This window comes from Bacillus sp. CH30_1T (genome assembly GCF_008364765.1).
Taxonomy (GTDB): domain Bacteria; phylum Bacillota; class Bacilli; order Bacillales; family Bacillaceae_B; genus Rossellomorea.
This window is the reverse complement of the sequence record NZ_VTUY01000011.1, coordinates 57,081-82,712: the sequence shown is the minus strand read 5'-3', so window position 1 is coordinate 82,712 and position 25,632 is coordinate 57,081. Positions and strand designations below refer to the sequence as shown.

The window sequence follows — 25,632 nt, the reverse complement described above, 5'->3', positions numbered from 1 at the left end:
CATGTTCACCACCCTTTATCCATACTTTTTATTGACTCTCAATGTAAGTAATCCGACACTGATACCTAAAACAATGGCAATGATCAGAAAATAGATCCATGATAGTGCAGATGCATAACCAAGACCCGTTTTAATTTCAAACATATTGATTTGAATATGTTCAATAACAGGATTCAATGCAAAGATTGAATACATAACGATGGTATAAATTGTATTCACAATAACCATTGGCGTTAAGCTTGGGAGAGTTACTTTCCAAAAAAGTTCCCAAGTCGATGCACCATCGATCTTTGCAGCTTCATATATTTGGTGATCTACCTTTTGTAAACCAGCTAAAAATATTAGTATTTGTACCCCCGAAAACCAAAGGATGAAAATCAAATTATCCATTAAATAAATGATCAAATCATTCAAAAAACCCTCAGTACCGGACATGATCATTTCAAAAATTGCATATTGTTCGATCGATGGAATCGACGTTACTCCCTGCTCCATTAATTCCTTCATGACTGGTCCACTTGCAATGATCACCGGAAGGAAAAAAATGGTTCTGAAAAACCCTTTAAATTTGATTGGCATGTTCAGCAGCAAGGCAATGATAATTGAAAATACGATGATGATGGGGACAGATAGGACCAATTCTTCTAAGAATGTCAGTATCTTTTGGGTAAAAAGAGTGTCCACTGCAAACGCATATGAAAAGTTGTCAAAATTCACGTTTTCTGTCTGAATTCCATCAGTTGTCACTTTTACCTTCTGAAAACTTAGAAATAGAGAATAAAATACTGGGAATGCTGTAAGAACAGCAAATCCCAAAATCCAAGGTGAAATAAATGCATAACCAATCAAACTCTTTTTGGTTTTCATAGAAAGTGGTTTCATAAAGAGTGATCCCCCTTGTTTATTACCTTGAACCATTTGGCCTTAACCTCTATACCATCGATCACATAAGGTTCGTTTGTATAATTGACAATAATTGATTTACCATTTGAATAAGATACTTCCACAACACCTGTTTCATGTATAATCCGACTATTTATCGTAGCACCCTCAACTTGTCCCAAACTTTCTTGAACAATAGCGTATTGTCTTACAATTTCATCTTCCCATTTATCAAATTCAGAAGTATACAAGTCTTTCGAAGGAGTGTTCATCAATAATTGAGAAGAATGAGTCGTTAAATAAAATGATGGATTGGCACCATATTCAACCATTCTAAGCACTTCTTCATCTCTATTAAATTGAAAATTTGAAAATGGAGCATAGTATGGTATATATCCTTTTAGCACGATTTGAATAAATGGTACGGTATCAGTTACAAAGCTGTAGTTCGAAGAATACATGGGAATATCCAAGTAACGCTCCATCTCTGACCACAAATAATCATTCGGTTGATATAAGGATAGAGATCCCACCTCTTTATTAAGCAATTCATGCATGTTTGTGTAAAAATCCACCATTTCTGGACGAGTAGCAGATTTGTCTGAATTAAAATCTGAAAACAGGACATTGGTACTCGTGTCCAATGCTAAATTTGAAATGCTGTTTTCTTTATAATCATCAATTTCTTTCTGCGCCAATTCTAGTGAATCTTTCGGACTTAAATAAAAATAGTTTCGGTCAAAAGTAGAAAACTTCATTGTTTCCCCATTTTTTTTCCTGGCTACATCAGTGCTTCCCGAAAAACCGCCCGCTCCTTCATAAGCCTTTGTATAATCAGTATAGAAGTAAAGGGGGATATCCTTCTTTTTAAATTCAAGAATAGTGTCTTTAAAATCGGCTTTACTTCCTAATTCCTTTTCAATAGGGAATTTTTCAGGAAGTGTACCTGTTAATCCCCCGGCCGTCCAGCCACGATAGACAATATGCATGTTTTCAACATTTTGTTGTTGAAGTTGACGAACATACTTTGGAAGGTCACTTATACCGGTCATCTTTAATACTGAGTCCCATAATAGCCCTTCTTTAACTTCCCCGCCTAAAAACTCTAAACGAACATCCACTTCATCATTTCTTTGAGAGAGTTTACCAGACTCCACCAAGTAATGTTGATAGGACTTAGCCATTCCGACATAGTCGGCATCTTCCTTGACTAAAAAAGTGGTTCTTTCCTTGATATCAAACTGATTCCGATCCTTCTGATATGTGTTGTAGCCACTCATGCTCCGGCTAGTTGGTTGAAAATATTGATATCGATAATGATAATCTGAAGTGATCCAGTTAAAGTTCGTCGATACACCCGATGGGTACGCTATGAGTTCACTATATTCACTTCCATTCTCTAATACAGTAAACAGCCCATTTTTTTTAGCTTCATGTACGATACCATACACCGGCATCGTTATTTTATGAGGAGGACTAATCTGGTCCTGAGTATCCATCTTGTCTTCAACTGACCTTGTAAATCCTTCATCGTTCCCATAAACCGATGCCTTGTAAGGTGAATTAGACCTTGAGTTTTCATCAAATCTAATTAAGGCTCCACTTCCATCCGGGATAAACATATATCCGTTGATTTCATTTCCTTGTACTGCCCCTAGAAAAGGATATAGACGCAATGATACAAGTTTTCCATTTTCACCTTCTACAATTTCACTTTCAGGGATATGAACCACTAAATCATCTCCATCCAGTTCAACCTCTAACCGGAGTGCGATATCCGCTTTCTTAAAGTCAATCACTGCTGAAAATCCATTTTCTTCAACGTTTAATTCAGTAGTCGTTTCTTTTGAGAAAACATTTTCGTCACGCTCTTTATTTTTATCATCTATATAAGTAATGGTTACTGCAGAGTTCGCCATATCTCGCCATTTGTCATTCAGCTTATATTCCCGATTTTCTGCTAATCCAGAATTCCATATATAACCTGTTCTTTTATCAATGATTTTCAGGGCAAGTGAATCGCGGTTGACATAAAGTTCTAATGTGTCATTTTCTGCAACTTGTTCAAAGTTAGCCATTGCGGTATCAACTTCTATTGACTTACTTTCTTTTTCAGGCTGTGTAAATTGATTGGAGGAAAAACGTAAAGTTTGCTTAGAAAGCTCTTCTTGTACCTCTGATACTTCCGTTTCTGGTTCCTCTTTAGAAGAAGATGTTGCAATTACCTGAATAGGAAAAAACAAAACGATAAGAAGAATGGCCCATTTCTTATACACGAAGAATCACCTCCTGAATGATCGTTAATACGAATTCATAAACTTGATCGAGCAAGACATAAATGACAAAAAATACCAGTAACATGATGAGCATCGCAAAAAATGTCACTAAAATATTACGGATCGTTTCAACAAACTTATAATCATGTATTTCTTGAATCATGATGAACAAGATAATAATTGACCACACAATAATAATTTGCATAGAGAAAGTAAAGATAAATGACTCATTTATCGTTAAGATGTTAGATACGATCGTAATGGGTACTATAAATAGTAGAATGGGTGCCAATGAATAAATGGTACCTATATAAATATCTCGAAATCTTCCGGAACCATCCGTAATTGTACTAACTAAGTAGTTTGCGACAATAAATAGAATGATTGGAATGAACAAAGTCGCTGCTTCCAAGAATATGTTAATATCCTCAACACTTTTATATGAGAATAAAAATCCAGTACAATATAAAACGATCAAATATTCGACAAATAGAATGATATACAATATGGTAGCTGACAATACAGATACTTTCTCTTTTTTTGGCAGATAATAAAAACTATCGATCGGATGCTTAAGAAACCTAAGTAAAAACAATAACTGTCCTATAAGTTTGATGTTTTTCACCTTACTGAACCATTCCCTAAGCGGCTCTAGTATCTTCTTCTTTCTATCCATATACCTGACTGCTACCCATAAAATGAATAGACTTAATAGGATAGCCATTACTGTGCTTAAATGATCCTGCATCCATTTTTGGCGTATCTCCCAAAATGCGTCTGAATATCCGATTTTATTATTCGCCAGCTTAAATTCATTTAAAGCATTATTATATTGCTGTTGTTTAAAATAAGCTTGACCCATCGCAGTATGAGCCAGACCAAAAGATGAATTCAGATTGAGAATTTCTTTCCAGTTTTTTTGACTTTCAATATAAAAACCTTCTGCATATAAAGAGAGTCCTTTATGCAGAATTGCGGTAAAGTCAGTAGGTTCAAAGATTTGGACCGTTCCTTTTTCACGGTCGGCGACAAAAATTCTCCCCATAGTATCTACCTCTATACTTGTTGGCTGCATGAAAAGGCCATTACGATTAAGTCCATCGTCTCTGCCCCCAAAAACAAAAAGCAGATTACCAAATCGATCATATTCGTATATTTTCCCATCTAAGCCAACCGTATAAATGTTTCCAATAGGACCAATCGCAATATCTACTAAATTTTTCGTTGAAGATATGTCAGTAGGTAGCATATTGGATCCTGCGATATTTAATTTCCGAATAACTTCCCAGTCCGTGCCAGAAGTAACGGTATGAACCAGCCCTTGTTTGTCAAGTGCTATGTTGGTCGGTGCCGGTGGTACTTTCATAAATAAGCTCGCTTTTTGTCTTTGGGTTGTTATCATATCTTGCAGAAAAGTCATGATTGTCGGCCTGGATGTATTAACACCGTAAAACCCTAAAAATTCTCCAGCCTTGTTCAACTGAATGATACCATTCGTAGAACCTTCCCCGATTATATAAAGATTCCCCCTGGGATCGACAGAAATTTTTTGAGGTTTATAGGGTGATTTTTCTCCAAATAATGGAGAATCCGGTCTTTCATATTCTTGAATCAGTTTCCCTTCTTCAGAAAATCGGAACACCTTTTCAGCAGAATAATCGGCAACATAAACATCATTTGCTTGATCAACAAATACACCTAACGGCTGCTTTAATATCCCTTCTCCAAAGATAAGCTTTACATTTCCATTTTCATCAAATTTTGTTACTGATTTTGTACCCGAATCAGCAATATAAATATCGTTATTATCATCGATAAAAATATGCTCCGGGGTTGCCATTTCTATTTCATTTTCAAATATCCCAATGGGAACATACGCTGTTTGAGTTTCGATAACATTTCCATCAGCCGATAAAGTTTCTGTCTTATATGGAACAGAAACGGAAGCAGAGGAATGTATGGGAAACAATCCTGATACCCAAAGGCAAAACAAGATGATGAACGTTTTCCTCATTTCCCTTCCCCCTTACGTTACTTAATGCCTGAATGCGCCATTGTATTCATAACTTTACTTTGTAAGAAAATGAAAATAATCAAGTTGGGAATGAACATAATTAATGAGGCTGCCGCTGCCATTCCCTGGCCGGCTACAGTGTTGCCTGATTCTCCGGCTAATGTTGACATGTAGAAGGCAAATGTTTTCAGATTTTCATCATTAACATATAATACGGATGTTTCCGCATTGTTCCACACCATTTGGAAAGAGAGAATAGCAATCGTTGCAATTGCAGGTTTTACTAAAGGTATAATAATAGAAGTAAATATTCTATAATCTGATGCGCCGTCCATTTGAGCCGCTTCAATCATTTCGTTTGGAATTTGATCAATAAATTGTTTCACTAAAAACAGACCTACCGGCATTGCAAGTAATGGAAAAATATGAGCAAAAAAGCTATCCAGCAAGCCTATCTCTTCGATCAATAAATAGCGTGGAATCCCAACCGCAGCAGGCACAAACATTAAGGCAAGGGTATTGATTTCAAAAATCGTTTTCTTTAACTTAAACCTTTTCTTTGACAGCACATATCCAGCCATGGTGCTGATCAAAACTGTGAGAAATACGACAACCAGTGTAATGGTTATACTATTAAACAAGTATCTGGTTATCGGTACGCCAGTTGCATTTGTATTAGTAAAGAGATCATAAAAGTTTTGCACTGTCGGTTTATCCACAAAAAACCTAGGCGGATATGCGAATAACTCATCAATTGGTTTAAAAGCATGTGAAATGATATATACGATTGGCATTATCATAAATACTGCTAAAGGGATCAAAACGATATAAAACTTCATTTGACTGCGATGAAATCGATCAGGATTCATTTTCGTCCCATGAAAAGATGACATAATTACCACATCCTAATTTAGAGTAGATTATTATTACAGTACCCTAGTCTTTTTCGCCAAATAATTGCTTTGCTACCTTTGCAAAAAGATAGATAAACAGTAATAATAATACAGATATCGCCGCAGCATATCCCATCTCATAACGAATAAATCCGAAATCTTCTAAATGATTTACCATTAATTGCCCGGCATATTGCGGCGTAGGATTTGCACCAGATAATTCCACACCGATGGCTCCTGCCTGGAATGTACCAACAACAGCCATAACCGCCCCAAATAGCATTTGAGGCTTCATGGATGGAATGGTGATGTAAATGATTTCTTGTAAACGATTGCTTATCCCGTCAATATATCCCGCTTCATATATTTCTCTATTAATATTCAAGACGCCGGATAACATAGCCAAGAAACCAACACCCATGCTTCCCCAGAGTGTTACCACAATCATGATCGTCATTAAGAATTCCGGAGACTGAAGCCATTGGACGGGTTCATATATGATTCCCATTCTGATTAACACACTGTTTAAGTAGCCGACTTCATCACCACTGAAGATGATTTTCCAAACCACCCCCATGGCAACACCAGCAGTCATGGAAGGGGAATAAATAATTAAAGCAAGGATAGTTCTCGGGACTTTTGAAATTTGCGCCAGCATCCAAGCCAAAATGAATGAAAGGACGTATCCTCCAGGACCTACAATAAATGCAAAGGTCAGAGTATTAGGCAGTACATATTGCATGAAAACAGCATCCTGCGTAATCACATTTACATAGTTGGCTAACCCGATAAAGGTTGGCATCTCAATTGCATTAAAGTACGTAAAAGATAATGCAACGGCTGCAACAACTGGTAAAATAATAAACGTGAAAAACATGATCATATAAGGCGCCAGAAAAATTGAAGTACTTAAATGCTGCTTATTTTTCATCATCGGATTCTAGCCACCTTTCAACCTTTTCAATGGTTGGAATTCGATAAGGCTTTACAACTTTTCCATTTTCTATATAACCGAATTCCTCTAATTTTCGCCGCATTTCACGGTCAATTGTCACAACAGAATCATCTACCGCTGATCGGGCATTCTCACCATCAAAAACTACTTCATTCCAAACATTACTAATCTCTCTTTCTACCATATAAGAATAAGGAGTTTTCGGAACTTCTCTTAAATACTCCCATTGTGCCAATATTGTTTCTTTGAAGTTTTCAGGCCATGGTAATTGACTGAAAGCATTTAGATTTGCCGTATTCCACATGTATTCAGGTCCATATTGAGTTTGTAAGTTTCTCGCGAATTCTGTTTGAGTTTCTTCTGACATCCACCATTTCAACACTTGCCAAGCCTCGTTCTTATGATCTCCTTCAAATACCATGGATGCTTGAGCAGAACCGGTCGCCCACCTGTCCACTGACCCATCTTTTTGTTTCACTCCAGGATGAAGCGATATGTCCCACCATCCTGAAATTTCTGGAGCGGCAGCTGTAAGCTGAACAAATTCGTTAAATGAACCAATTCCGATTGGTAATGTTGAATACCTGAAATGATTATAGAAATTCGGTACTTGTAACGGAGTACTATAAATCGTATTTAATCCAGTCATGAATTGAATGCCACTCAGGGATTCTTCACTATCGATCCGGGTACCGATTCCATCCTCTTTGTATAAATCTCCACCGAATTGGTAAATATACGGAGCTGTTGCCTGAAAAGGCTTAAATGCAACCGCACCAGCGATAGGAGTGTAATAGTTCATACCATACCGCTGAAGCTCAGGCAGGATATTTACTACGTCATTCCATGTATCAGGGACTGGTATGTCCAGAGAATTTAATATGTCTTTCCGGTAATATTGAACAAAGAAGTCTTGTGTTTCCGGTAAAGCATATATTTCTTCGTCGACAATAAGCGGAAGAAATGCCCCAGGGGAAAACTGTTGTCCCACTTCAGGAAAATCTTCAAATTGCCTTAAATCGACAGCAGCTCCACGAATGGCCAGCTCGTAGGGGAGCCAGTTACTTATACCAAGGGCTAAATCCGGCTGAGAATTCGCTGCACTAGCTAAAATGAGCTTTCTCTCATCCGGCATCAGAGAGAGCTTTACTTTGATTCCAGTTTCTGGGGTGAACTTTTGATCAAGCATATTTTGTAATAGATCTACATACTGTCTGGGTCTATTAACCCAAACTTCAATTGTCCCCTCTTCTACTTCTGTTGTTGCTAGATTTTCTCCTGAGAATGATTGAATAAAATTCGTTACAGTATTCTTCAATTTAGCAAAGATACCAGCACTTACCTCAGGAAGTTCTTGCTCCCCATGAATATAGAAACGATCTAATAGGAGTGGTTGTTTCTGTAAATCTATCATTAGTTTTCCTAATAATTGTGCAGCTGAGTTGGATCCTTCTGATAATTCAGATAATCTGTACGGGATTTCGTCTGAATTTTCAGATAACGAAATTAATTTGTCTGCACTTATTTGTAAAGAAACACTTTCTGTCGATTCCTGCCCACCACTTACTTCCTCAAGGTAATCGTTTTCTTTTTCCAATAATTCCGCCCATTTATTCAATTTCTCTTCAATCCCTGGAATGTATTCACTAATATTCCAATCCCGGTTTTGATCAAGTTGATTTCCAGTTAGCTTTCGGATTGATAAAGAAAGATCTTCGATACCTTTCATGACTTCGTCTATTGTAAATATAGTTCTCCCGAAAGGTGATGCGTCAGCCTTTAGAGTAAGTGTGTTTTTACCTTTCTTTAAATAAAACAAATACGGGTTTCCGTTCTCATCGCTAAATGTTTCATTATACCATTTTTTACTATTATTAAATCGATAGTGTTCCACTTCTTTAAAGGGTATAGATCCATTAAGCAATAGTGTGCGAAAAACAGGTGCTCTTGTTGATTTATTGTTAAATGCTTTAAACGAAAGATGATGATATCCCTCTTCTTCGGCATTTATTTCCCAAGTTACGGTTTGTCCTGATTCACTCCACGATTCCCCTCCAAAAGAATTCAGAAGGAGTCGTTTTGAATCATATGGAACAATTGATACTTTATCTGTGGCAACAGGGCGGATATATGAGCTATTTTTTTTCAACGGATGTTCTGCTTCATACGTTTGTAAACCTGAAACTGCTGTTTCGTCTGTTGAACCTATGTATTCCTCATAATCAGGTACATCTTCCGGTGAGGTAATGGACACTTTCCCTAGAAGCATTTCCCCTCTCAAGTTTGTTAATGAAAGTGTGTTTTCCCCTTCTTCTAAATAAAATTTGAGCGGTCTTGAATAGTAATGATTGGTGTCTGCTGCCTTTATATGGTTCCACTCTTTGATTGGTTGTTGATTTGGAATAATTTCATTTCCATGTCTGTCAGTTCTAAATTTCTTGGTTTCATTTTCCCAGTTGACCGGAAAAACAATGCGTCTACTTTCGAAATATGGATATTCCCCATTAACTTTGATAGCACCTTCTATTGGCATTAGCAAATCACCAAGCGGAAAATAATCAAACCCTATTTCATACAATCCTGCCTTATCAACTTCCACTTTTAAACTTACCGTTTCATCATTATCCCAATAGACTACACGATCACCGTAGCCATAGCTTTCTGAATCAGATAATAGCTGATCTTCATCTATATTTTCAAATGAAGTGGGAGAGATAGCACGCTCAAATTGAGCAGTGCTATCAATATTATTTCTCTCCCATTCGTTGAGGATAAGACGATAATGAGGCTCTATTAATTGTTCAGGCGACTTTTTTAAAACCTCATTCTCAGCAGCATGGATAGACGTGTGCGGTAACAATAAAAGTAGGAATAGTGCCCCTAACAAAGCCTTACATTTCATATCATTACCTCCCTCAACCTGTTATCACTTAATTAAGTGCATCTGATCCTTCTTGAAGTTTTTTGTTTGCCATTTCATTGACTTGAGAAATGTAATCTTCAATTTTCACTTCTCCTTTTACACTTGCATCGATCAGTTGACCAATTGTTGCATTTGGTATCTCGTCACTGATTGAAACTCCTGTCGGGGCATCCCAACGTGCATCCGTATATCCTGGAACTATTTTTGGCAAGTTAACAACTGCATCATCGATATTTTCATACGCCTTAAGTACTCCAGGTACATCCATTCTTGAGAAAAACTCATCAAGAATTTCTTGATCTGTTGAAATTGGCAGCGAGCTTAATGTGATGTCTTTCTCATCAGCAATCTCTAATCGTTTCATAAATCCTTCTTTGCCGAATGTCATGAATTTAGTAAATAAATAGGCTTCTTCTGGATATTCAGTAGATTTAGAAATTCCCATAAAATCATTTACAACAATTGTTTTCCCACCAGGGATCCCAATGAAATCCCACTCAAAGTCAGATGAATCATTAATCGCATCTACAGCCCAAGTACCATCCCATCTAAGTCCTAAATCACCTTGTCCCCAAACTTCAGCTGGATCCTTACCATTAAAGCTTGATTTTTGATCATCTGTTAATGAAGTAAATACATAATTATTAGAAACAAGACTATTAGCAAAGTTCACACCACTGATGAACTCATTGCTATTCAAATTAACTTGACCATCTTTAAACGTGAAAATTCCCATATCTTCATTGGCTGCTACAGGATACCATTCAACAAGAGAGAATGGTTGATTTAATCCAATAACCCCATTGTTAATATCTGAAATATCTCGAACAGAATTTGAAAATTCATCCATCGTCATACCATATTCTGGTGCATTCAGGTTGGCTTCATCGTAAAGACTTTTATTCACATAGTAACCTAAGAAATGTTGGCCAGAAGGAAGAGCAATGACAGAATCATCATGAGTAAGGCTTTCTCTTACCGATTCAGAAATCTTATCGAAGTCTTCATCTCCTTCTACTAGATCACTTACATCGTATAACCAGTCATTTGCCAATGAAACTGGAATACTTGAAATTTCAAAAACATCCGGTAGCTTACCTGCACTTGCAGCAGTTGCTAAAGAGTCATTCCATGGATCTGCAATCGACTCATCAATTTCAACATTGATATGTGGATATTCTTCTTCAAATGCTTTTATCATCTGTCTCTCAAGATTATTATCTTCCTCAGGTCCCAATCTCCAACTTGCAACAGAAATCGTGACTTCCTCTTTGTCCCCCGAATCTTTCTTATCCTTATCATTTGCAGACTTATCTGAAGTACAGGCACTTAATGTTAAATAAAGAGATAAAACTGTTAGTAATAGAATCAACTTTTTCATCTAATTGCACCCCTTAATAATTTTTTACTGTACATCAATTAGCTAAGGCTAATTATTACTAATTTAAAACAGTTTATATTCTAATGGCACTTAAGTATTTAAAACTATGTCTCTATTAAACAGAAAATTGCCATGAAAGAATTAAAATAACACCTCCATTCGATAGATCTATGGCATTCGTGGCTGTCAATAAAGAAATAGAATACTACGCTAAAAAATTAACAATATTCAGGATGTTATCTAAGGTCATCCATTCTATTGAATCGTTTCAATAGAATGCCGATATAAAACCTCCACAAGGCGATATACTCGAGATTTAATAGATTTGAATATACGCAACTCCAATATTAGTGAAGGCGTTTTCAATTCCACCTAAAAAAATCTCTAAATCTAGAATGTACACTATGCCTTGATAGAGGTTATTGGAAAAATTCACCGCCATTTAGCTTGATGAGCGGTGAATGAATTCTATTGGGATTTCAGGAGGTTCAAAATCATATTGCTTATCCAGCATTTTAAACAAAACTTCGGCAGCTGTCTTACCCCATAATTTTTTTTGTATACGCACCGTAGATAAAGGAGGATTAAAATGTTTAGACAGGGCAATATCATCAAAACCTACTATAGCAACATCATTTGGAACACTAATACCGTTCTGCTGTAAAGCCTTGATTGCACCCATGGCCATTTCATCGTTGGCACAGACAAAAGCAGTAGGGTAAATGTCATTTTTTTTGATATATTCATCCATAACGAGCAAACTACTAATTTCAGTAAATCTGGCTCGAATGACATCTTCTTCATTAAACGGCACGTTATATTTTTTCAATGATTCTTTATAACCCGCCAATCGCATTTCTCCATCGAATGAATCATAAGATCCGCCGATAAAGCCTATTCTTTGATGTCCATTATCAACAAGGTGTTTAACTGCAAGTTCAATACCTACTTTATTTTGCAATAAGACATTTTTAATATGCGGGTTATTCATTTCACGATCTAATGCAACAATAGGCATTTTCTCATTCGCAAGAAAATCAATCGTATGATCATCCACGTGGAAATTCAAGATAATGGCCCCATCTACATAGCTTTCAACCAATAATCTATGTTTACTATTAGATGCACATACTACCATCTCATATCCATTCTTGATGACAACATCCTGTACACCCTCTAATATTTCGTTAAAGAAGGGACCTGTAAAACCACTCAGGAAAAAGCCGATAATCTCACTTTTATTTTTTTTTAAATTTTTTGCACTTGCATTGGGGCGGTATCCAATCTTTTTAGCAGCCATCAGGACTTTTTCCCTGGTTTCTTTAGTTATAAGTGAGCTGCCGTTAATTGCATACGATGCTGTCGATACACTTACGTTCGCTTCTTTTGCTACATCCTTTAAAGTAGGCAATTCGTTCATTCCTTTTAATCAGTCAAGTTACATTTCACAACAAAGATTGTTATATCTCCACATTTGAAACGTTTCAATGATTTTATTCTAATTCAAATTGAAAATGATTACAATATCATATTATAAATTGTTTGAAAATTAATAATAAAGCACTAATAAGTAAGTAATAGGAGATCTAATTAAGATTGTAAATCTGCTGCACATCTAAACCCAATGTTACCAGTTGAGCTATCAGGAGTATTGGACGTCCTTGCTGCAACTCGGTAACGATTACAATAAGATTGATGACAAAGGTAAGATCCGCCTTTCATTATTTTAGCCACCCCTTTATCAGGTCCATTTGGGTTGATCATTTCTTTAGCTTTCGGATGTTTATTGGTAAACCAGTCTCCGCACCACTCCCACACATTTCCAGATACATTATAAAGGCCAAATCCATTCGGTGAATAGGTATGGACGGGAGCTGTAGATATGTATCCATCTTCTGCAGTATTGGTGATTGGAAATTCACCTTGCCAAATATTACATTGATGCCCACCATTCAAGAGGAGATCATCACCCCAAGGAAATCTCTTACTAATCAAACCACCTCGTGCCGCATATTCCCACTCTGCTTCTGTAGGCAACCTTTTTCCAGACCATTGACAATAAGCATGTGCATCATTCCATGAAACATGAATAACAGGATGATCCATCCGATCAACTATGGAAGAATCCGGTCCTTCTGGCTGTTTCCAATAAGCACCTTCTACAACAAACCACCATGGTGTCTCTTTGACAGAGTTGACTACTCGTTTTTTTACCTTTTCTGAAACAAGCAAGTGGAATACAAAAGACCAGCCGAAACGTTCTGCTTCTGTGACATAGCCTGTCTCATCAATAAATTCTTGAAATTGGCTGTTCGTCACAGAATATCGATCAATGGCGAAAGGTTTCACAAATACTGTTCGAAGTGGACCCTCCCCATCATTTGGATAGCCAATTTTTTCATCAGTTCCCATCAGAAATTTCCCACCTGGAAGATTAATCAACTCTTCACCATGTCGAAGCTGACTTGCCCCCTTAGGTGCTAAAATACTTTCATTAACATTAGCAGTATTATCTCCCCTTTTACCTCTCGATGCTGCACAACAATTTTCAATTTTCATGAGACACCCCTCCATTTTTCAAAAAGTCCAATTATCTTCCTATTTAGGATATATTATTTTATAAAAATTAACATCCCTTATGGTCATTTGCAACTTCTTTACAACACTCCTAAATCCTGATTTCCATTAAGGATACATGCTCAGAAAGTTGATTCTCGCTGCAGGATGCTCGACTCCTGCGGGAATAGCTGGACAGGTGAGACCCCGGAGGCGCTGCCGAGGAGGCTCACGCCAGCCCCACGGAAAGCGAGCATCCTGTAGCGGAAATCAACTATTACTTTCTCCCTCTACAATAAGCAACAAACTTTACGAAAAGAGCCTTTCGCAAAAATTGTATCAGTAGAATATGACCAAATTGATCCAGATTATGAAACTTTTCTTCCCCTCGATAAGCCTTTTCCATGATATACTTTCATATACAAAAGGGGTTGAAAATAATGGATAAATATCCAGTTTTAGAAACCGAGAGATTAATACTAAGACAGCTCACAATGAAAGATGTTGATTTTCTTTATGAGCTTTACACTACTGACGACGTTCTCCGCTATTTTGGTATGAGTCCGATCGATTCAAAAGAAGTAGCCTTTAGTATGGTTGAGAACTATGAAAAGCACCTTGAAACAGGCGGCCCCATGCGCTGGGCCATCGTGGAGAAGCATACGAATAAAATGATCGGGACATGTGGGTTCCACAACATTTCGAAAGCGTATAAGCGTTGTGAAATCGGATACGATCTTAGCCCTGATCACTGGGGTAAGGGAATCATGGGTGAGGCACTCTCCCCGTTACTCAGCTACCTATTTGCAGATAAAGGAATGAACCGTGTAGGGGCAGTGATCGTCCCATATAATAAAGCTTCTTCAAGGGTGGTTGAAAAGCTTGGTTTCAGGCAAGAAGGGTTACTCCGAGAGTATATTCTTCAAGATGACCATAAATATGATGCGCATATGTACAGTTTGTTGAAGAAAGAATGGCTTTCTGAGTTTTAGAAGAACCTGAATAGGCAATAATGGTCAGTGCAGATGAAAAGGAGCTGGTAGAATGGTTCAGCTGATGTTTCAGGGGTTTTTGCGCTGGCCTTTAGTTGTTCGGATATTTTTGATTGCGATTACACTGATGCTCTCTTTTGGAACGATTATTCATTTCCTCGAGCCCGATACCTTCCCTTCCTTATTCGATGGGATCTGGTGGGCAATTATTACGACTTCCACTGTGGGGTATGGGGATTTTGTTCCCACTTCGTTTGAAGGCAGACTGATTGGCATAATTCTCATCTTAGTAGGTGCAGGTTTTCTTTCTACTTATTTTGTCATGCTTGCAGCGGAAACGGTCATGACACAAAATGCGTATTTGGAAGGCAAAGCAACGTTCAAGGGGAAGGAACATATAGTAGTCGTAGGGTGGAATGAACGGACCCGGGAAGTGATTAATCAACTTACTTCCCTGCAGTCTCAATGTGATATCATTTTGGTCGATGAAACCCTTCAAAGGAATCCATACAATAATAACCATATCCACTTTGTGAGGGGAACCCCTTTTAGAGATGCCATTTTAAAAAAAGTAAATCTCCATGAAGCATCGATCGCCATCATTACCGCTGATCAAAATAAAGATGAGATAACGGCAGACATGAATTCTGTCCTGACTCTTCTTGCCATTAAAGGGAATCACCCTGATTTATATACGGTCGTTGAAATCCTCCAGAAGGATCAAGTGGCCAATGCCGAGCGGGCAGGAGCCGATGAAGTGATTCAAACGAATATGCAAACAAGCTATGTGATGATGAACAGTATCATTTCTCAAGGGATGTCTAAAACCATCTTGAAATTATTGAATCATTTAAAAGGAAACAATTTAAAGCTGATACCTGTTTCAGAAGAACACATCAATAAGAGCTTTCATTCTTTAAGTACAAATCTTTTAAAGAACAATATTATCCTTTTAGGCATAAAAAAAGGAGAAAACACGACTGTGAATCCTCCTTTGACGACTTTGGTTGAAGAAACGGATGAACTGCTTGTGATCTCTAACTAGAGAATAAAACGTTCTCCAGCTCTTTTACAAGTTCTTTACCAACTTCAATATATTCTTCCGGGAAGCTTGCATCAGGATCTTGTGGTTCGGAAAATTGATTGACTGAGCCTGAGAATGTTCCGGTTGATGCGTAATCGTCCAAGCCACGCTTGTATTTATGTGAGAGAAGGAACGGCTTACCGAATTCAACGGTTGCCCCCCTTGAATCCAATTGCCCGTCAACAGACGTAAACGGTACTCTCAAATACTGATAGCCCACTTCATCATCAATTTTGTAATCGAAATAGCCATGATCATAATCCCAATTGCCACCTATCGAATATCCCAGCGGCTTTAATAGCTGTTCAAGCTTATACAGTTGATAATGCTGTCCTTCAATGTTAGATGAAAGCTCAATCACGTGGATCCATCCCCTTTCTTTTAGGGATAGTTTCTCCTAAAGTGAAAGAAAAATGTAAAAAGAGCACTGAGATTTCCCTCAGTGCTCTTTCCTTATTTAAGGCGTTTTTCAAGCTCCGCTTTCTTCTCTTCAAAGCCTGGTTTTCCAAGAAGGGCGAACATATTTACTTTGTATGCTTCCACTCCGGGTTGATCAAATGGATTCACACCAAGTAGATATCCACTCATCGCACATGCTTTCTCGAAGAAGTACACCAGGTAACCGAATGTGTATGCATCCATCGCAGGGATTTCCACTATCAGGTTTGGTACGCCACCATCTGTATGGGCGAGCAGTGTCCCTTCAAACGCTTTGTTGTTTACAAAATCAACCGTTTCACCAGCTAAATAGTTTAAGCCGTCCAAATCACTGTCAGCCTTCTCGATTTTCAGCTCATGACGTGGCTCTGAAACCTTGATGACTGTTTCAAAAATGTCACGGCGTCCTTCTTGAACATATTGTCCAAGAGAATGAAGATCTGTTGAGAAGTTAGCTGAAGAAGGATAAATTCCTTTTTGGTCTTTCCCTTCACTTTCTCCAAACAGCTGTTTCCACCATTCAGAAAAGTATTGTAAACCAGGCTCATAGTTAATGAGCATTTCGATTGTTTTTCCTTTATTATATAGCGCATTACGTACCGCAGCATATTGATAAGCAGGATTCTCTGTAAGCTCAGATTTGCTGAAATCCTCACGGGCCTGAGCAGCGCCGTTCATCATCGTCTCGATTTCCACTCCGCTTACAGCAATCGGAAGCAGTCCAACTGCTGTCAGAACAGAATAGCGACCGCCGATATCATCAGGAACAACGAATGTTTCATAGCCTTCGTCAGATGCCAATGTTTTAAGGGCACCCTTCGATTTATCCGTTGTGGCATAGATGCGTTTGCGAGCCTCTTCCACCCCGTACTTTTCTTCCAGCATTTTTCGGAAGATACGGAAAGCTATTGCTGGTTCAGTCGTAGTACCGGACTTCGAAATCACATTGATAGAGAAGTCTTTTCCATCAAGAAGGTCCATTAAGTCTCTCATGTATGTGGAGCTGATGTTTTGTCCAACAAACAGGACCTGTGGAGTGGAACGCTTTTCTTTCGGAAGAGCATTGTAAAAGCTGTGGTTCAGCATTTCAATCGCCGCACGGGCACCCAAGTAAGATCCACCAATCCCGATGACAAGAAGCACATCGGAATCACTTTTAATTTTCTCCGCTGATTTCTGAATACGGGAAAATTCTTCTTTATCGTACTCAACAGGAAGGTCGATCCATCCCAGGAACTCGTTTCCTGCACCTGTTTGTTCATGTAACGAGTGATGAGCAACCTTAACGGCATCACTTAAGTATGTAAGTTCGTGTTCTCCAAAAAAAGATAACGCTTTTGAATAATCAAAACGAATGTGTGTCATAACCATCCTCCGATTAAAATATTTTCTTCTATCTCACTTTATCGAAAGCTGACCCGAGAATCAAGAAAGCTCCCTCTATGTAAGCGTGTGCATTGAAAACTTTTTTCAACATCTGTTCTCACCCGCTTATATTCCCCTAATTATTGGCGTACAAACCAATAAAGAGGGACGGACCTTGTTCAAGGTCCGTCCCTCCCAATATCGTTTTAAAGAGATGCTTTTAATATAGCAAGAACGTCGTCTTTGTTTAATTTATTGAAGTTACCGAATTCGCCGTTCACCATCGCTTTGTCGGCCATCAGGTCCAGTTGACTGTCGTCGATATCATAGTCTGCTAAGCGGGACGGGGCTCCGATGCTCGTCCAGAATTCACGAAGCTTTTCGATTCCTTCCAGTGCCACTTCCTCTTCTGACTTACCGGCAGGGTCGACATTGAATACTCGTTCTGCCAGTTGAGCAAATCGCGAAGGATTCACTTTCAGGTTATGCTTCATCCAGTTAGGGAATAGAATCGCGAGTCCACCTGCATGTGGGATGTCGTATACAGCCGACACAGCATGTTCAATGTTATGACTGGCCCAGTCACCGTTGTAACCCATTTGCAGCATTCCATTAAGGGCAATTGTTCCAGAGTACAGAATCGTCTCACGCAGCTCATAGTTTTCAAGATCATTTAGCAACTTCGGAGCTGTTTCAATAACCGTAGTCAGAACGGACTCACACATACGGTCTTGTAGAGGTGTGTTGGTTGCATTATTGAAATACTGTTCAAACACGTGACTCATCATGTCCACCATTCCGTAGATTGTTTGATCTTTCGGTACTGTGAAGGTATTTACCGGATCCAAGATAGAGAATTGCGGGAATGTCACCGGGCTGCCCCAACCATATTTCTCATTCGTTTCCCAATTCGTGATAACAGATCCCGCATTCATTTCAGAGCCGGTCGCTGCAAGAGTCAGGACTGTTCCGAATGGAAGAGCTTCTTTTGCAAAAGCTTTCTTCGTTACGAGATCCCATGCATCACCATCATATTTTGCACCAGCAGCAATTGCTTTTGTACAGTCGATGACACTTCCTCCACCGACAGCTAAAATAAATTCAATATTATTTTCTTTACTTATCTCTACACCTCGTCTGACTGTGGAAAGACGTGGATTCGGTTCTACTCCGGAAAGTTCGAATACTTCGCGATCAATATCTTTCAATACTGACATTACCTGATCGTATAACCCATTACGCTTAATGCTTCCGCCACCATACACGACAAGCACTTTTTTACCATATTGAGGTACCAATTCTTTCAGTTGTTCTACTTGCCCTTTTCCAAAAATCAATTTGGTTGGATTATAAAAAGTAAATTCATTCATTATTTGTTACCTCCTTGTATTTTATAAGGGCCGAACTATTTCGTTACCCAAAATGTCTACAACACATTTCCTATTATCGAATATATCATCCCCAAAATGCAAAGAACTTGCATAAGGAAATTTTGTAGCAGTCAAACTGAATAGGAATAAGCGCAATGGGAAACTTATAGATGAGCCATTCAATAAGGAGGAAAACAACATGAGTACAATTCAACGTATTGCTTTGGTTCTTACCATTATTGGTGCTGTGAACTGGGGACTTATCGGCTTCTTTCAATTCGATCTTGTTGCAGCCATCTTTGGTGGTCAAGATGCCGCTCTATCCCGTATCATATACGGTTTAGTTGGTATTGCCGGTCTAATTAATCTTGGACTGTTATTCAAACCAACTGAAGAGCTTGAAAGAGAACCTCATACTGAACCAACAAGATAAATGATGCTCAAGCAGCATCAAAATTAACGAGGATTACACTTCAATCCCTCGCTTAAAAAGTCAAAGGTGACCCATCCTCTGGGTCACCTTTCTTATTTCAATAACTTCTTAATGATCTGCATACCAAATCTTCCACTTGGATAACGGAAGCTTAAGTCAAACTTCGTCGTCTGTTTTAAGATGCTTTTGTAATGTGAGAAGGTTGAGAAGCTTGATTCTCCATGGTAATTCCCAATCCCACTCTCCCCTACTCCTCCAAAAGGAAGATATGGTGTAACGATGTGCATAAGTGTATCATTTACACAACCGCCACCATAGGAAATCGATTTGTTGATTCTCTCTTCTGTAATTGGATTGCTAGTAAACAAATAAAGGGCCAACGGTTTCGGCCGCTCTGTTACAAAATCAATGACTTCATCAAGCTCCTCATATTCTATGACTGGGAAAACCGGGCCGAATATCTCATCCTGCATCACCGGTACAGTAAAGTCTCTCGGCTTCATTAAAGTCGGTTCTATTTTTAAGCTCCCAGAATCCACATTTCCCCCTAAGAGGATTTCTCCCTCTTCCAAGTAGCTTGTTAAACGATTGAAATGACGCTCATTTACAATCCGACCAAATTTTTCACTCTTTAATGGTTCTGTTCCATAAAATTCAATGACCGTTTTTTTAAATTCAGTGATAAATTCATCTTTCTTGCTTTTATGAATAAATAGGTAGTCAGGTGCAATACACGTTTGTCCGGCATTCGTTACTTTCCCGAATGCGATACGCTTTGCAGCCAGAGGAATTTCAGCCGTTTCATCCACGATACACGGACTTTTCCCGCCCAATTCAAGAGTGACAGGAATCAACTGCTTTGCCGCTGATTCCATCACTACTTTTCCGACTGGAACGCTCCCGGTAAAGAAAATATAATCGAATGGCTGTTTCAGGAGATGCTGTGTCGTCTCCACTCCTCCTTCAATCACGAAAAGCTGTCTTGGGTCAAAATGAATATTGATCATTTCCGCTAATAAAGCAGATGTAGAAGGAGTTAGTTCTGACGGTTTAATGATGGCTGTATTCCCGGCTGCTATCGCTCCAATGACAGGGGCCAGTGCAAGTTGGATCGGGTAATTCCAAGGTGCGATGATCAGTGTAACCCCATAAGGCTCCGGGACAGTATAGGCTTTCGAGCCAATATGTGTTTTCGCCGTTTTTACCTTTTTAGGTTCTGCCCATTCGTCGATATTCTTCAGAACGAATCGAATTTCTTCAAGCAGGATTCCGATTTCTGTCGCATACGTTTCCATTTCGGATTTATTTAAATCTTTTTTCAACGCATCGATGATTTCTGCTTCATGATTTTTTATGACTGCTGAGAACTTCTCTAACAAGTCTTTTCTATATTGTAGTGGCCGCGTAACCCCGGACTTAAAAAAATGCTTATGATGTTGAAGTGTTGATTCAACCGCTTCAAGAGAAGCTTCCTCTATAATCATTTCAGTTGACACATGAATCCCTCCAAAACGTTAATGTTTAATAGTTTAAACATAAGAACCTAAATATCGTATGATGATTCTCATCCGATGTCAATTTCAATGATTTTACCCAGAATCGATGCTCTCTAATCATTTCGATACCAACTAGAAAATTCCTTTACAAACCGAAAAAAGAACGTATCCCCAATATATTGAGAATACGTTCTTATTTTATGCGATCGTTACACCCAACCTCTGAATCTAGAGGCTTCAGCCATTTTGCGTGCGCCGACCATGTATGCGGCGAGTCGCATATTCACTCGACGATTCTGAGATGTTTCATATACATTGTTGAAAGCTTCGACAAGTTTAGCATGAAGCTTCTCGTTTACTTCTTCTTCCGTCCAATAATACCCCTGATTATTCTGAACCCATTCGAAATATGAAACCGTTACTCCACCAGCACTTGCTAGTACGTCTGGTACAAGCAGGATTCCTCTTTCAGAAAGAATTCGAGTTGCTTCAAAGGTAGTCGGACCGTTTGCAGCTTCTACCACAATGGATGCTTTAATATCATAGACATTCTCTTCAGTGATTTGGTTTGAAATCGCTGCCGGAACAAGAATGTCACACTCAAGCTCCAATAATTCCTTATTTGAAATCGTGTTTTCAAATAGAGTCGTTACTGTACCGAAGCTATCTCGACGATCTAACAGATAATCAATATCCAAACCAGCCGGATCATGAAGGGCACCATGGGCATCGGATATGGCGATGACCTTTGCACCGGCATCGTGCATGAACTTTGCTAAGAAACTGCCGGCATTTCCAAAACCTTGGATGACGACGCGTGCACCTTTGATGTCGATGCCACGTTTCTTTGCAGCTTGGTCAATACAGATTGTAACACCTTGAGCTGTTGCCTTTTCACGACCTTGGGAACCACCAAGAACAATCGGTTTTCCTGTAATGAATCCTGGTGAATCATTTTCACGAAGACGGCTGTATTCATCCATCATCCAAGCCATGATCTGTGAGTTTGTGTATACATCTGGTGCCGGTATATCCTTTGTAGGGCCAACAATTTGACTGATGGCACGAACATAGCCGCGGCTTAGCTTTTCCAGTTCAGTGAAAGACATCGTTCTTGGATCACAGATGATCCCGCCTTTTCCTCCACCGTATGGTAAATCAACAATACCGCATTTCAAGCTCATCCACATGGATAAAGCCTTTACTTCCTCTTCATCCACTTCAGGATGGAATCGTACTCCACCCTTGGTAGGTCCGACTGCGTCGTTATGTTGTGCACGGTAGCCCGTAAATACTTTGATACTGCCATCGTCCATTCGAACCGGGATACGAACGGTCAACATACGAATCGGCTCTTTCAGAAGTTCATACATTTCTTCCGTATACCCTAGCTTGGATAAAGCATCATTGATGACATGCTGTGTAGAAGTAAACAGATTAAGGTTTTCTCCCATTGTAAACATTCGCCTCTTTATTATGTGATCTGAAACGTTGTAATTGTAACATATTACCGTATCTTTAACCATTGACTGGGGAAAGAAATAATTTTTATTTTCATGCCTATTCCAGTCGATTTAAGAAAAAAACTTTTAACTCCAGCTGGAATTAAGACAATACTTTTTTGATTCTTTCGATTGCCCAATCCAGGTCTTCTTGTGAGATGACAAGTGGTGGAGCAAAACGAATGACTGTATCATGTGTTTCTTTACAAAGCAGCCCTTCTTCTTTCAGTTGTTCACAGTATTTACGGGCTGGTTCTTTCAGTTCCACTCCGATAAATAATCCGCTACCACGAACTTCCTTAATCATAGGATTATCTATCTCACGAAGTTTACTCATAAAGTATTCTCCCATTTGAAGAGAACGCTCTGCCAGGTTTTCATCGATCAATACATCCAGTGATGCGACAGAAACCGCACATGCCATTGGATTCCCTCCGAAAGTAGAACCGTGGGAGCCAGGGTTGAATACGCCTAATACTTCTTCATTGGCCACAACACATGAAATCGGGAACACTCCGCCTCCAAGTGCTTTTCCTAAAATGTACATGTCAGGATCAACATCTTCCCACTCACATGCAAACATCTTCCCTGAGCGGGCAAGCCCTGCCTGAATTTCGTCTGCAATGAATAGAACGTTGTTTTCTTTACATAATTCGTGTGCTGCTTTCATGAATCCTTTAGGAGGAAATACGATCCCTGCTTCCCCCTGGATTGGTTCGATAAGGAAAGCGGCTGTATTTGGAGTGATGGCTTCTTTTAACGCCTCCAGATCACCGTATGGAATCAAGTTGATTCCTGGAAGCATCGGTCCGAAACCACGCTTGTATTCTTCTTCTGAAGATAGGGAAACAGCTGTCATCGTTCTTCCGTGGAAGTTCCCGTTACACGCGATGATTTCCGCACTATTTTCAGCAACCCCCTTCACATCATACGCCCAGCGGCGAGCTGTCTTGATCGCCGTTTCCACTGCCTCGGCACCTGTATTCATTGGAAGAGCCATGTCTTTACCAGCCATCTTACAAATCTTCTCATACCAAGGGGCTAATTGGTCGTTGTGGAACGCACGTGACGTCAGTGTCACACGGTCTGCTTGATCTTTTAACGCCTGGATGATTTTTGGATGGCGATGTCCCTGGTTGACTGCTGAATAAGCGCTAAGCATATCCATATACTTATTGCCTTCTGGATCTTTAACCCATACACCCTCCGCTTCTGAAATAACGATTGGAAGTGGGTGATAATTTTTTGCACCATATTTTTCTGTTTGTTCAATAATCGAATAAGTACTTACTGTCATATAGATTCCTCCTTACGTAATGAAAAAAATGTTATCTACAAGGATGGAGCCCCTGTCAACAAAGGCTCCTTCCCGTTTTCATACCCTTAAAGTGTTTCTGATGTTGTTTTTGCTTGAAGGTGAAGCAGAAGATAATCCGGTCCGCCCGCTTTGGAGTCGGTACCCGACATGTTGAATCCACCAAATGGTTGGTAGCCAACGATTGCTCCTGTACAGCCTCTATTGAAGTAAAGGTTCCCAACATGGAAATCTTCACGAGCCTGTTCGATCTTCGCACGGTTATTGGTGATGACTGCACCTGTTAAACCGTAGTCTGTGTTATTCGCGATCTCAAGTGCATGATCAAAGTCTTTTGCTTTCGAGAATGCGACAACCGGTCCGAAGATTTCTTCTTGCATCAAGCGAGCATTCGCATCAAGATCAGCAAAGATCGTTGGTTTTACGAAGAAGCCTTTTGAATTATCCCCTTCTCCACCAATCATTAACTTACCTTCTTCTTTACCGATTTCAATATAGCTCATGATTTTATCGAATGACGCCTGGTCGATCACAGGACCCATGAAGTTATCACGGTCTGTAGGATCTCCAACTGTTAATTCTTTCGTTAATTCCACTGCACGCTCAAGTACTTGATCGTAAACATCTTCTACAACCACGGCACGTGAACAAGCAGAACATTTTTGTCCGGAGAATCCGAATGCAGAAGCAACGATTGATTTAGCCGCTAATTCAAGATCTCCTTCACTATCCACAACGATTGTATCCTTACCGCCCATTTCAGCGATAACGCGTTTCAGCCATTTTTGACCCGGGTTCACTTTTGCTGCTCTTTCGTAGATACGGATACCAACGTCACGAGAACCTGTGAATGAAATAAAACGTGTCTTTGGATGATCAACCAGGTAATCACCAACTTCAGCCCCACTTCCAGGAACGTAGTTGATTACCCCTTTCGGAAGACCTGCTTCTTCTAATACTTCAATGAATTTCGCTGCCACAACAGCAGTCGTTGAAGCTGGTTTAAGAAGAACCGTGTTACCCGTAACGATTGCTGCTACTGCTGTACCAGCCATGATCGCAAAGGCAAAATTCCAAGGTGAGATGACAACTCCGACTCCTAATGGAATGTAGTTGAATTGATTATATTCACCTGGACGGCTTTCAACAGGGAACCCATCTTTCAAACGAAGCATTTGACGAGCATAATACTCCATAAAGTCGATTGCTTCTGCTGTATCAGCATCTGCTTCATTCCATGGTTTACCTGCTTCTTTGGTTAATAAAGCAGAGAACTCATGCTTACGACGACGAACAATAGCGGAAGCGCGGAAAAGGATATCTGCGCGAGTTTCAGGCTTCACTTTACGCCAAGTTTGGAATGTATCAAAGGCAACATTCATCGCTTTTTCAGCTAAATCCTGATTTGCTTTTGATACACGTCCGATGATCTCTTCTTTGTTTGCTGGGTTTACAGAAACCAGTTTATCATCAGTTGTTACCCGCTCTCCGCCAATCACTAATGGATAGTCTTGACCTAAGTAACTTTCTACTACCTTTAGACCTTCATTAAATTCTTTCTGATTCTCTTTCTCTGAGAAATCTGTAAACGGTTCGTGTTTGTAAGGAATCATTTGGGCACTTCCCCCTTTAAACAAAGATTTTTTATTCATCCTCTAGTGACGAGGTTAGTTAACAGGTATGCAAAAAATATTTGCATTTAGAAAACCCTTACACTTATAATAATGCAAAAGATAGTTGCGTTTTTCAAGAGTTTT

General features: G+C 39.2%; 19 protein-coding genes. 3 read left to right on the top strand and 16 right to left on the bottom strand.

The genetic code is table 11. The features are described from left to right. Positions 1-15: 15 nt before the first annotated feature. The 9 genes from F0342_RS20155 to F0342_RS20115 form a co-directional block, all read right to left on the bottom strand. Positions 16-882, bottom strand: a complete 867-nt coding sequence (locus F0342_RS20155; protein ID WP_149157634.1) for a carbohydrate ABC transporter permease — start codon at positions 880-882, stop codon at positions 16-18. Continuing rightward, entirely contained in the window at positions 879-3,158 is a 2,280-nt protein-coding gene (locus F0342_RS20150; RefSeq protein ID WP_149157633.1) for a DUF5696 domain-containing protein, read from the bottom strand. Before F0342_RS20150 ends, F0342_RS20155 begins: the two co-directional genes overlap by 4 nt. Continuing rightward, positions 3,151-5,172, bottom strand: a complete 2,022-nt coding sequence (locus tag F0342_RS20145; RefSeq protein WP_149157632.1) for a YIP1 family protein — start codon at positions 5,170-5,172, stop codon at positions 3,151-3,153. The genes F0342_RS20150 and F0342_RS20145 overlap by 8 nt, the downstream gene beginning before the upstream one ends. Positions 5,173-5,189: 17 nt before the next feature. Further along, complete coding sequence (locus F0342_RS20140) at positions 5,190-6,065, bottom strand: carbohydrate ABC transporter permease (RefSeq protein ID WP_149157631.1); 876 nt, start codon at positions 6,063-6,065, stop codon at positions 5,190-5,192. Positions 6,066-6,108: 43 nt separating this feature from the next. Then, on the bottom strand, positions 6,109-6,999 hold the full coding sequence (locus tag F0342_RS20135) for a carbohydrate ABC transporter permease (RefSeq protein WP_262481830.1): 891 nt from the start codon (positions 6,997-6,999) through the stop codon (positions 6,109-6,111). Next, positions 6,986-9,922 (bottom strand): extracellular solute-binding protein, encoded by a 2,937-nt coding sequence (locus F0342_RS20130; RefSeq protein ID WP_149157630.1) that lies wholly within the window; start codon positions 9,920-9,922, stop codon positions 6,986-6,988. Before F0342_RS20130 ends, F0342_RS20135 begins: the two co-directional genes overlap by 14 nt. Before the next feature lie 28 nt (positions 9,923-9,950). Further along, on the bottom strand, positions 9,951-11,324 hold the full coding sequence (locus tag F0342_RS20125) for an ABC transporter substrate-binding protein (protein WP_149157629.1): 1,374 nt from the start codon (positions 11,322-11,324) through the stop codon (positions 9,951-9,953). A gap of 442 nt (positions 11,325-11,766) precedes the next feature. Next, positions 11,767-12,735, bottom strand: a complete 969-nt coding sequence (locus F0342_RS20120) for a LacI family DNA-binding transcriptional regulator (protein ID WP_223145737.1) — start codon at positions 12,733-12,735, stop codon at positions 11,767-11,769. A 179-nt stretch (positions 12,736-12,914) separates the two neighbouring features. After that, the gene (locus F0342_RS20115; protein ID WP_149157627.1) at positions 12,915-13,883 is read right to left on the bottom strand and encodes a formylglycine-generating enzyme family protein; all 969 of its coding nucleotides are present in this window, start codon (positions 13,881-13,883) and stop codon (positions 12,915-12,917) included. Positions 13,884-14,320: 437 nt separating this feature from the next. On the opposite strand from F0342_RS20115, the gene F0342_RS20105 reads away from it, so the two are divergent. Continuing rightward, positions 14,321-14,872, top strand: coding sequence for a GNAT family N-acetyltransferase (locus tag F0342_RS20105; RefSeq protein ID WP_188048634.1), 552 nt, complete (start codon positions 14,321-14,323; stop codon positions 14,870-14,872). A 52-nt stretch (positions 14,873-14,924) separates the two neighbouring features. Next, positions 14,925-15,917 (top strand): potassium channel family protein, encoded by a 993-nt coding sequence (locus F0342_RS20100; RefSeq protein WP_149157624.1) that lies wholly within the window; start codon positions 14,925-14,927, stop codon positions 15,915-15,917. Here the strand turns inward: F0342_RS20100 and F0342_RS20095 are convergent. The 3 genes from F0342_RS20095 to F0342_RS20085 form a co-directional block, all read right to left on the bottom strand. Further along, positions 15,910-16,317, bottom strand: a complete 408-nt coding sequence (locus F0342_RS20095; RefSeq protein ID WP_149157623.1) for a YugN-like family protein — start codon at positions 16,315-16,317, stop codon at positions 15,910-15,912. The genes F0342_RS20100 and F0342_RS20095 overlap by 8 nt on opposite strands. 92 nt (positions 16,318-16,409) lie before the next feature. Beyond that, complete coding sequence (locus tag F0342_RS20090) at positions 16,410-17,759, bottom strand: glucose-6-phosphate isomerase (RefSeq protein WP_149157622.1); 1,350 nt, start codon at positions 17,757-17,759, stop codon at positions 16,410-16,412. 206 nt (positions 17,760-17,965) lie between these two features. Beyond that, on the bottom strand, positions 17,966-19,129 hold the full coding sequence (locus F0342_RS20085; RefSeq protein ID WP_149157621.1) for an iron-containing alcohol dehydrogenase: 1,164 nt from the start codon (positions 19,127-19,129) through the stop codon (positions 17,966-17,968). A gap of 199 nt (positions 19,130-19,328) precedes the next feature. Between F0342_RS20085 and F0342_RS20080 the strand changes: the two genes are divergently transcribed. After that, complete coding sequence (locus F0342_RS20080) at positions 19,329-19,562, top strand: DUF378 domain-containing protein (RefSeq protein ID WP_149157620.1); 234 nt, start codon at positions 19,329-19,331, stop codon at positions 19,560-19,562. A 92-nt stretch (positions 19,563-19,654) separates the two neighbouring features. Here the strand turns inward: F0342_RS20080 and F0342_RS20075 are convergent, their stop codons facing one another. From F0342_RS20075 to pruA, 4 genes are all read right to left on the bottom strand, one after another. After that, positions 19,655-21,046: an aldehyde dehydrogenase gene (locus F0342_RS20075; RefSeq protein WP_149157676.1), complete on the bottom strand. Its 1,392-nt coding sequence runs from the start codon at positions 21,044-21,046 to the stop codon at positions 19,655-19,657. A 221-nt stretch (positions 21,047-21,267) separates the two neighbouring features. Further along, the gene (locus tag F0342_RS20070; RefSeq protein WP_148970825.1) at positions 21,268-22,512 is read right to left on the bottom strand and encodes a Glu/Leu/Phe/Val family dehydrogenase; all 1,245 of its coding nucleotides are present in this window, start codon (positions 22,510-22,512) and stop codon (positions 21,268-21,270) included. A 151-nt stretch (positions 22,513-22,663) separates the two neighbouring features. Next, positions 22,664-23,857: an ornithine--oxo-acid transaminase gene (locus F0342_RS20065; protein WP_149157619.1), complete on the bottom strand. Its 1,194-nt coding sequence runs from the start codon at positions 23,855-23,857 to the stop codon at positions 22,664-22,666. A gap of 86 nt (positions 23,858-23,943) precedes the next feature. Beyond that, the gene (pruA, locus tag F0342_RS20060) at positions 23,944-25,488 is read right to left on the bottom strand and encodes an L-glutamate gamma-semialdehyde dehydrogenase (RefSeq protein WP_149157675.1); all 1,545 of its coding nucleotides are present in this window, start codon (positions 25,486-25,488) and stop codon (positions 23,944-23,946) included. Between the last annotated feature and the right edge of the window lie 144 nt (positions 25,489-25,632).

Bases quoted from the DNA above. Each gene is read 5' to 3' on its own strand.
- F0342_RS20155 (WP_149157634.1), bottom strand. From the start codon at position 882: ATGAAACCACTTTCTATGAAAACCAAAAAGAGTTTGATTGGTTATGCA.
- F0342_RS20140 (WP_149157631.1), bottom strand. From the start codon at position 6,065: ATGTCATCTTTTCATGGGACGAAAATGAATCCTGATCGATTTCATCGC.
- F0342_RS20100 (WP_149157624.1), top strand. From the start codon at position 14,925: ATGGTTCAGCTGATGTTTCAGGGGTTTTTGCGCTGGCCTTTAGTTGTT.
- F0342_RS20085 (WP_149157621.1), bottom strand. From the start codon at position 19,129: ATGAATGAATTTACTTTTTATAATCCAACCAAATTGATTTTTGGAAAA.
- F0342_RS20125 (WP_149157629.1), bottom strand. From the start codon at position 11,324: ATGAAAAAGTTGATTCTATTACTAACAGTTTTATCTCTTTATTTAACA.
- F0342_RS20135 (WP_262481830.1), bottom strand. From the start codon at position 6,999: ATGATGAAAAATAAGCAGCATTTAAGTACTTCAATTTTTCTGGCGCCT.
- F0342_RS20145 (WP_149157632.1), bottom strand. From the start codon at position 5,172: ATGAGGAAAACGTTCATCATCTTGTTTTGCCTTTGGGTATCAGGATTG.
- F0342_RS20105 (WP_188048634.1), top strand. From the start codon at position 14,321: ATGGATAAATATCCAGTTTTAGAAACCGAGAGATTAATACTAAGACAG.
- F0342_RS20075 (WP_149157676.1), bottom strand. From the start codon at position 21,046: ATGATTATAGAGGAAGCTTCTCTTGAAGCGGTTGAATCAACACTTCAA.
- F0342_RS20065 (WP_149157619.1), bottom strand. From the start codon at position 23,857: ATGACAGTAAGTACTTATTCGATTATTGAACAAACAGAAAAATATGGT.
- pruA (WP_149157675.1), bottom strand. From the start codon at position 25,488: ATGATTCCTTACAAACACGAACCGTTTACAGATTTCTCAGAGAAAGAG.
- F0342_RS20115 (WP_149157627.1), bottom strand. From the start codon at position 13,883: ATGAAAATTGAAAATTGTTGTGCAGCATCGAGAGGTAAAAGGGGAGAT.
- F0342_RS20130 (WP_149157630.1), bottom strand. From the start codon at position 9,922: ATGAAATGTAAGGCTTTGTTAGGGGCACTATTCCTACTTTTATTGTTA.
- F0342_RS20090 (WP_149157622.1), bottom strand. From the start codon at position 17,759: ATGACACACATTCGTTTTGATTATTCAAAAGCGTTATCTTTTTTTGGA.
- F0342_RS20070 (WP_148970825.1), bottom strand. From the start codon at position 22,512: ATGGGAGAAAACCTTAATCTGTTTACTTCTACACAGCATGTCATCAAT.
- F0342_RS20080 (WP_149157620.1), top strand. From the start codon at position 19,329: ATGAGTACAATTCAACGTATTGCTTTGGTTCTTACCATTATTGGTGCT.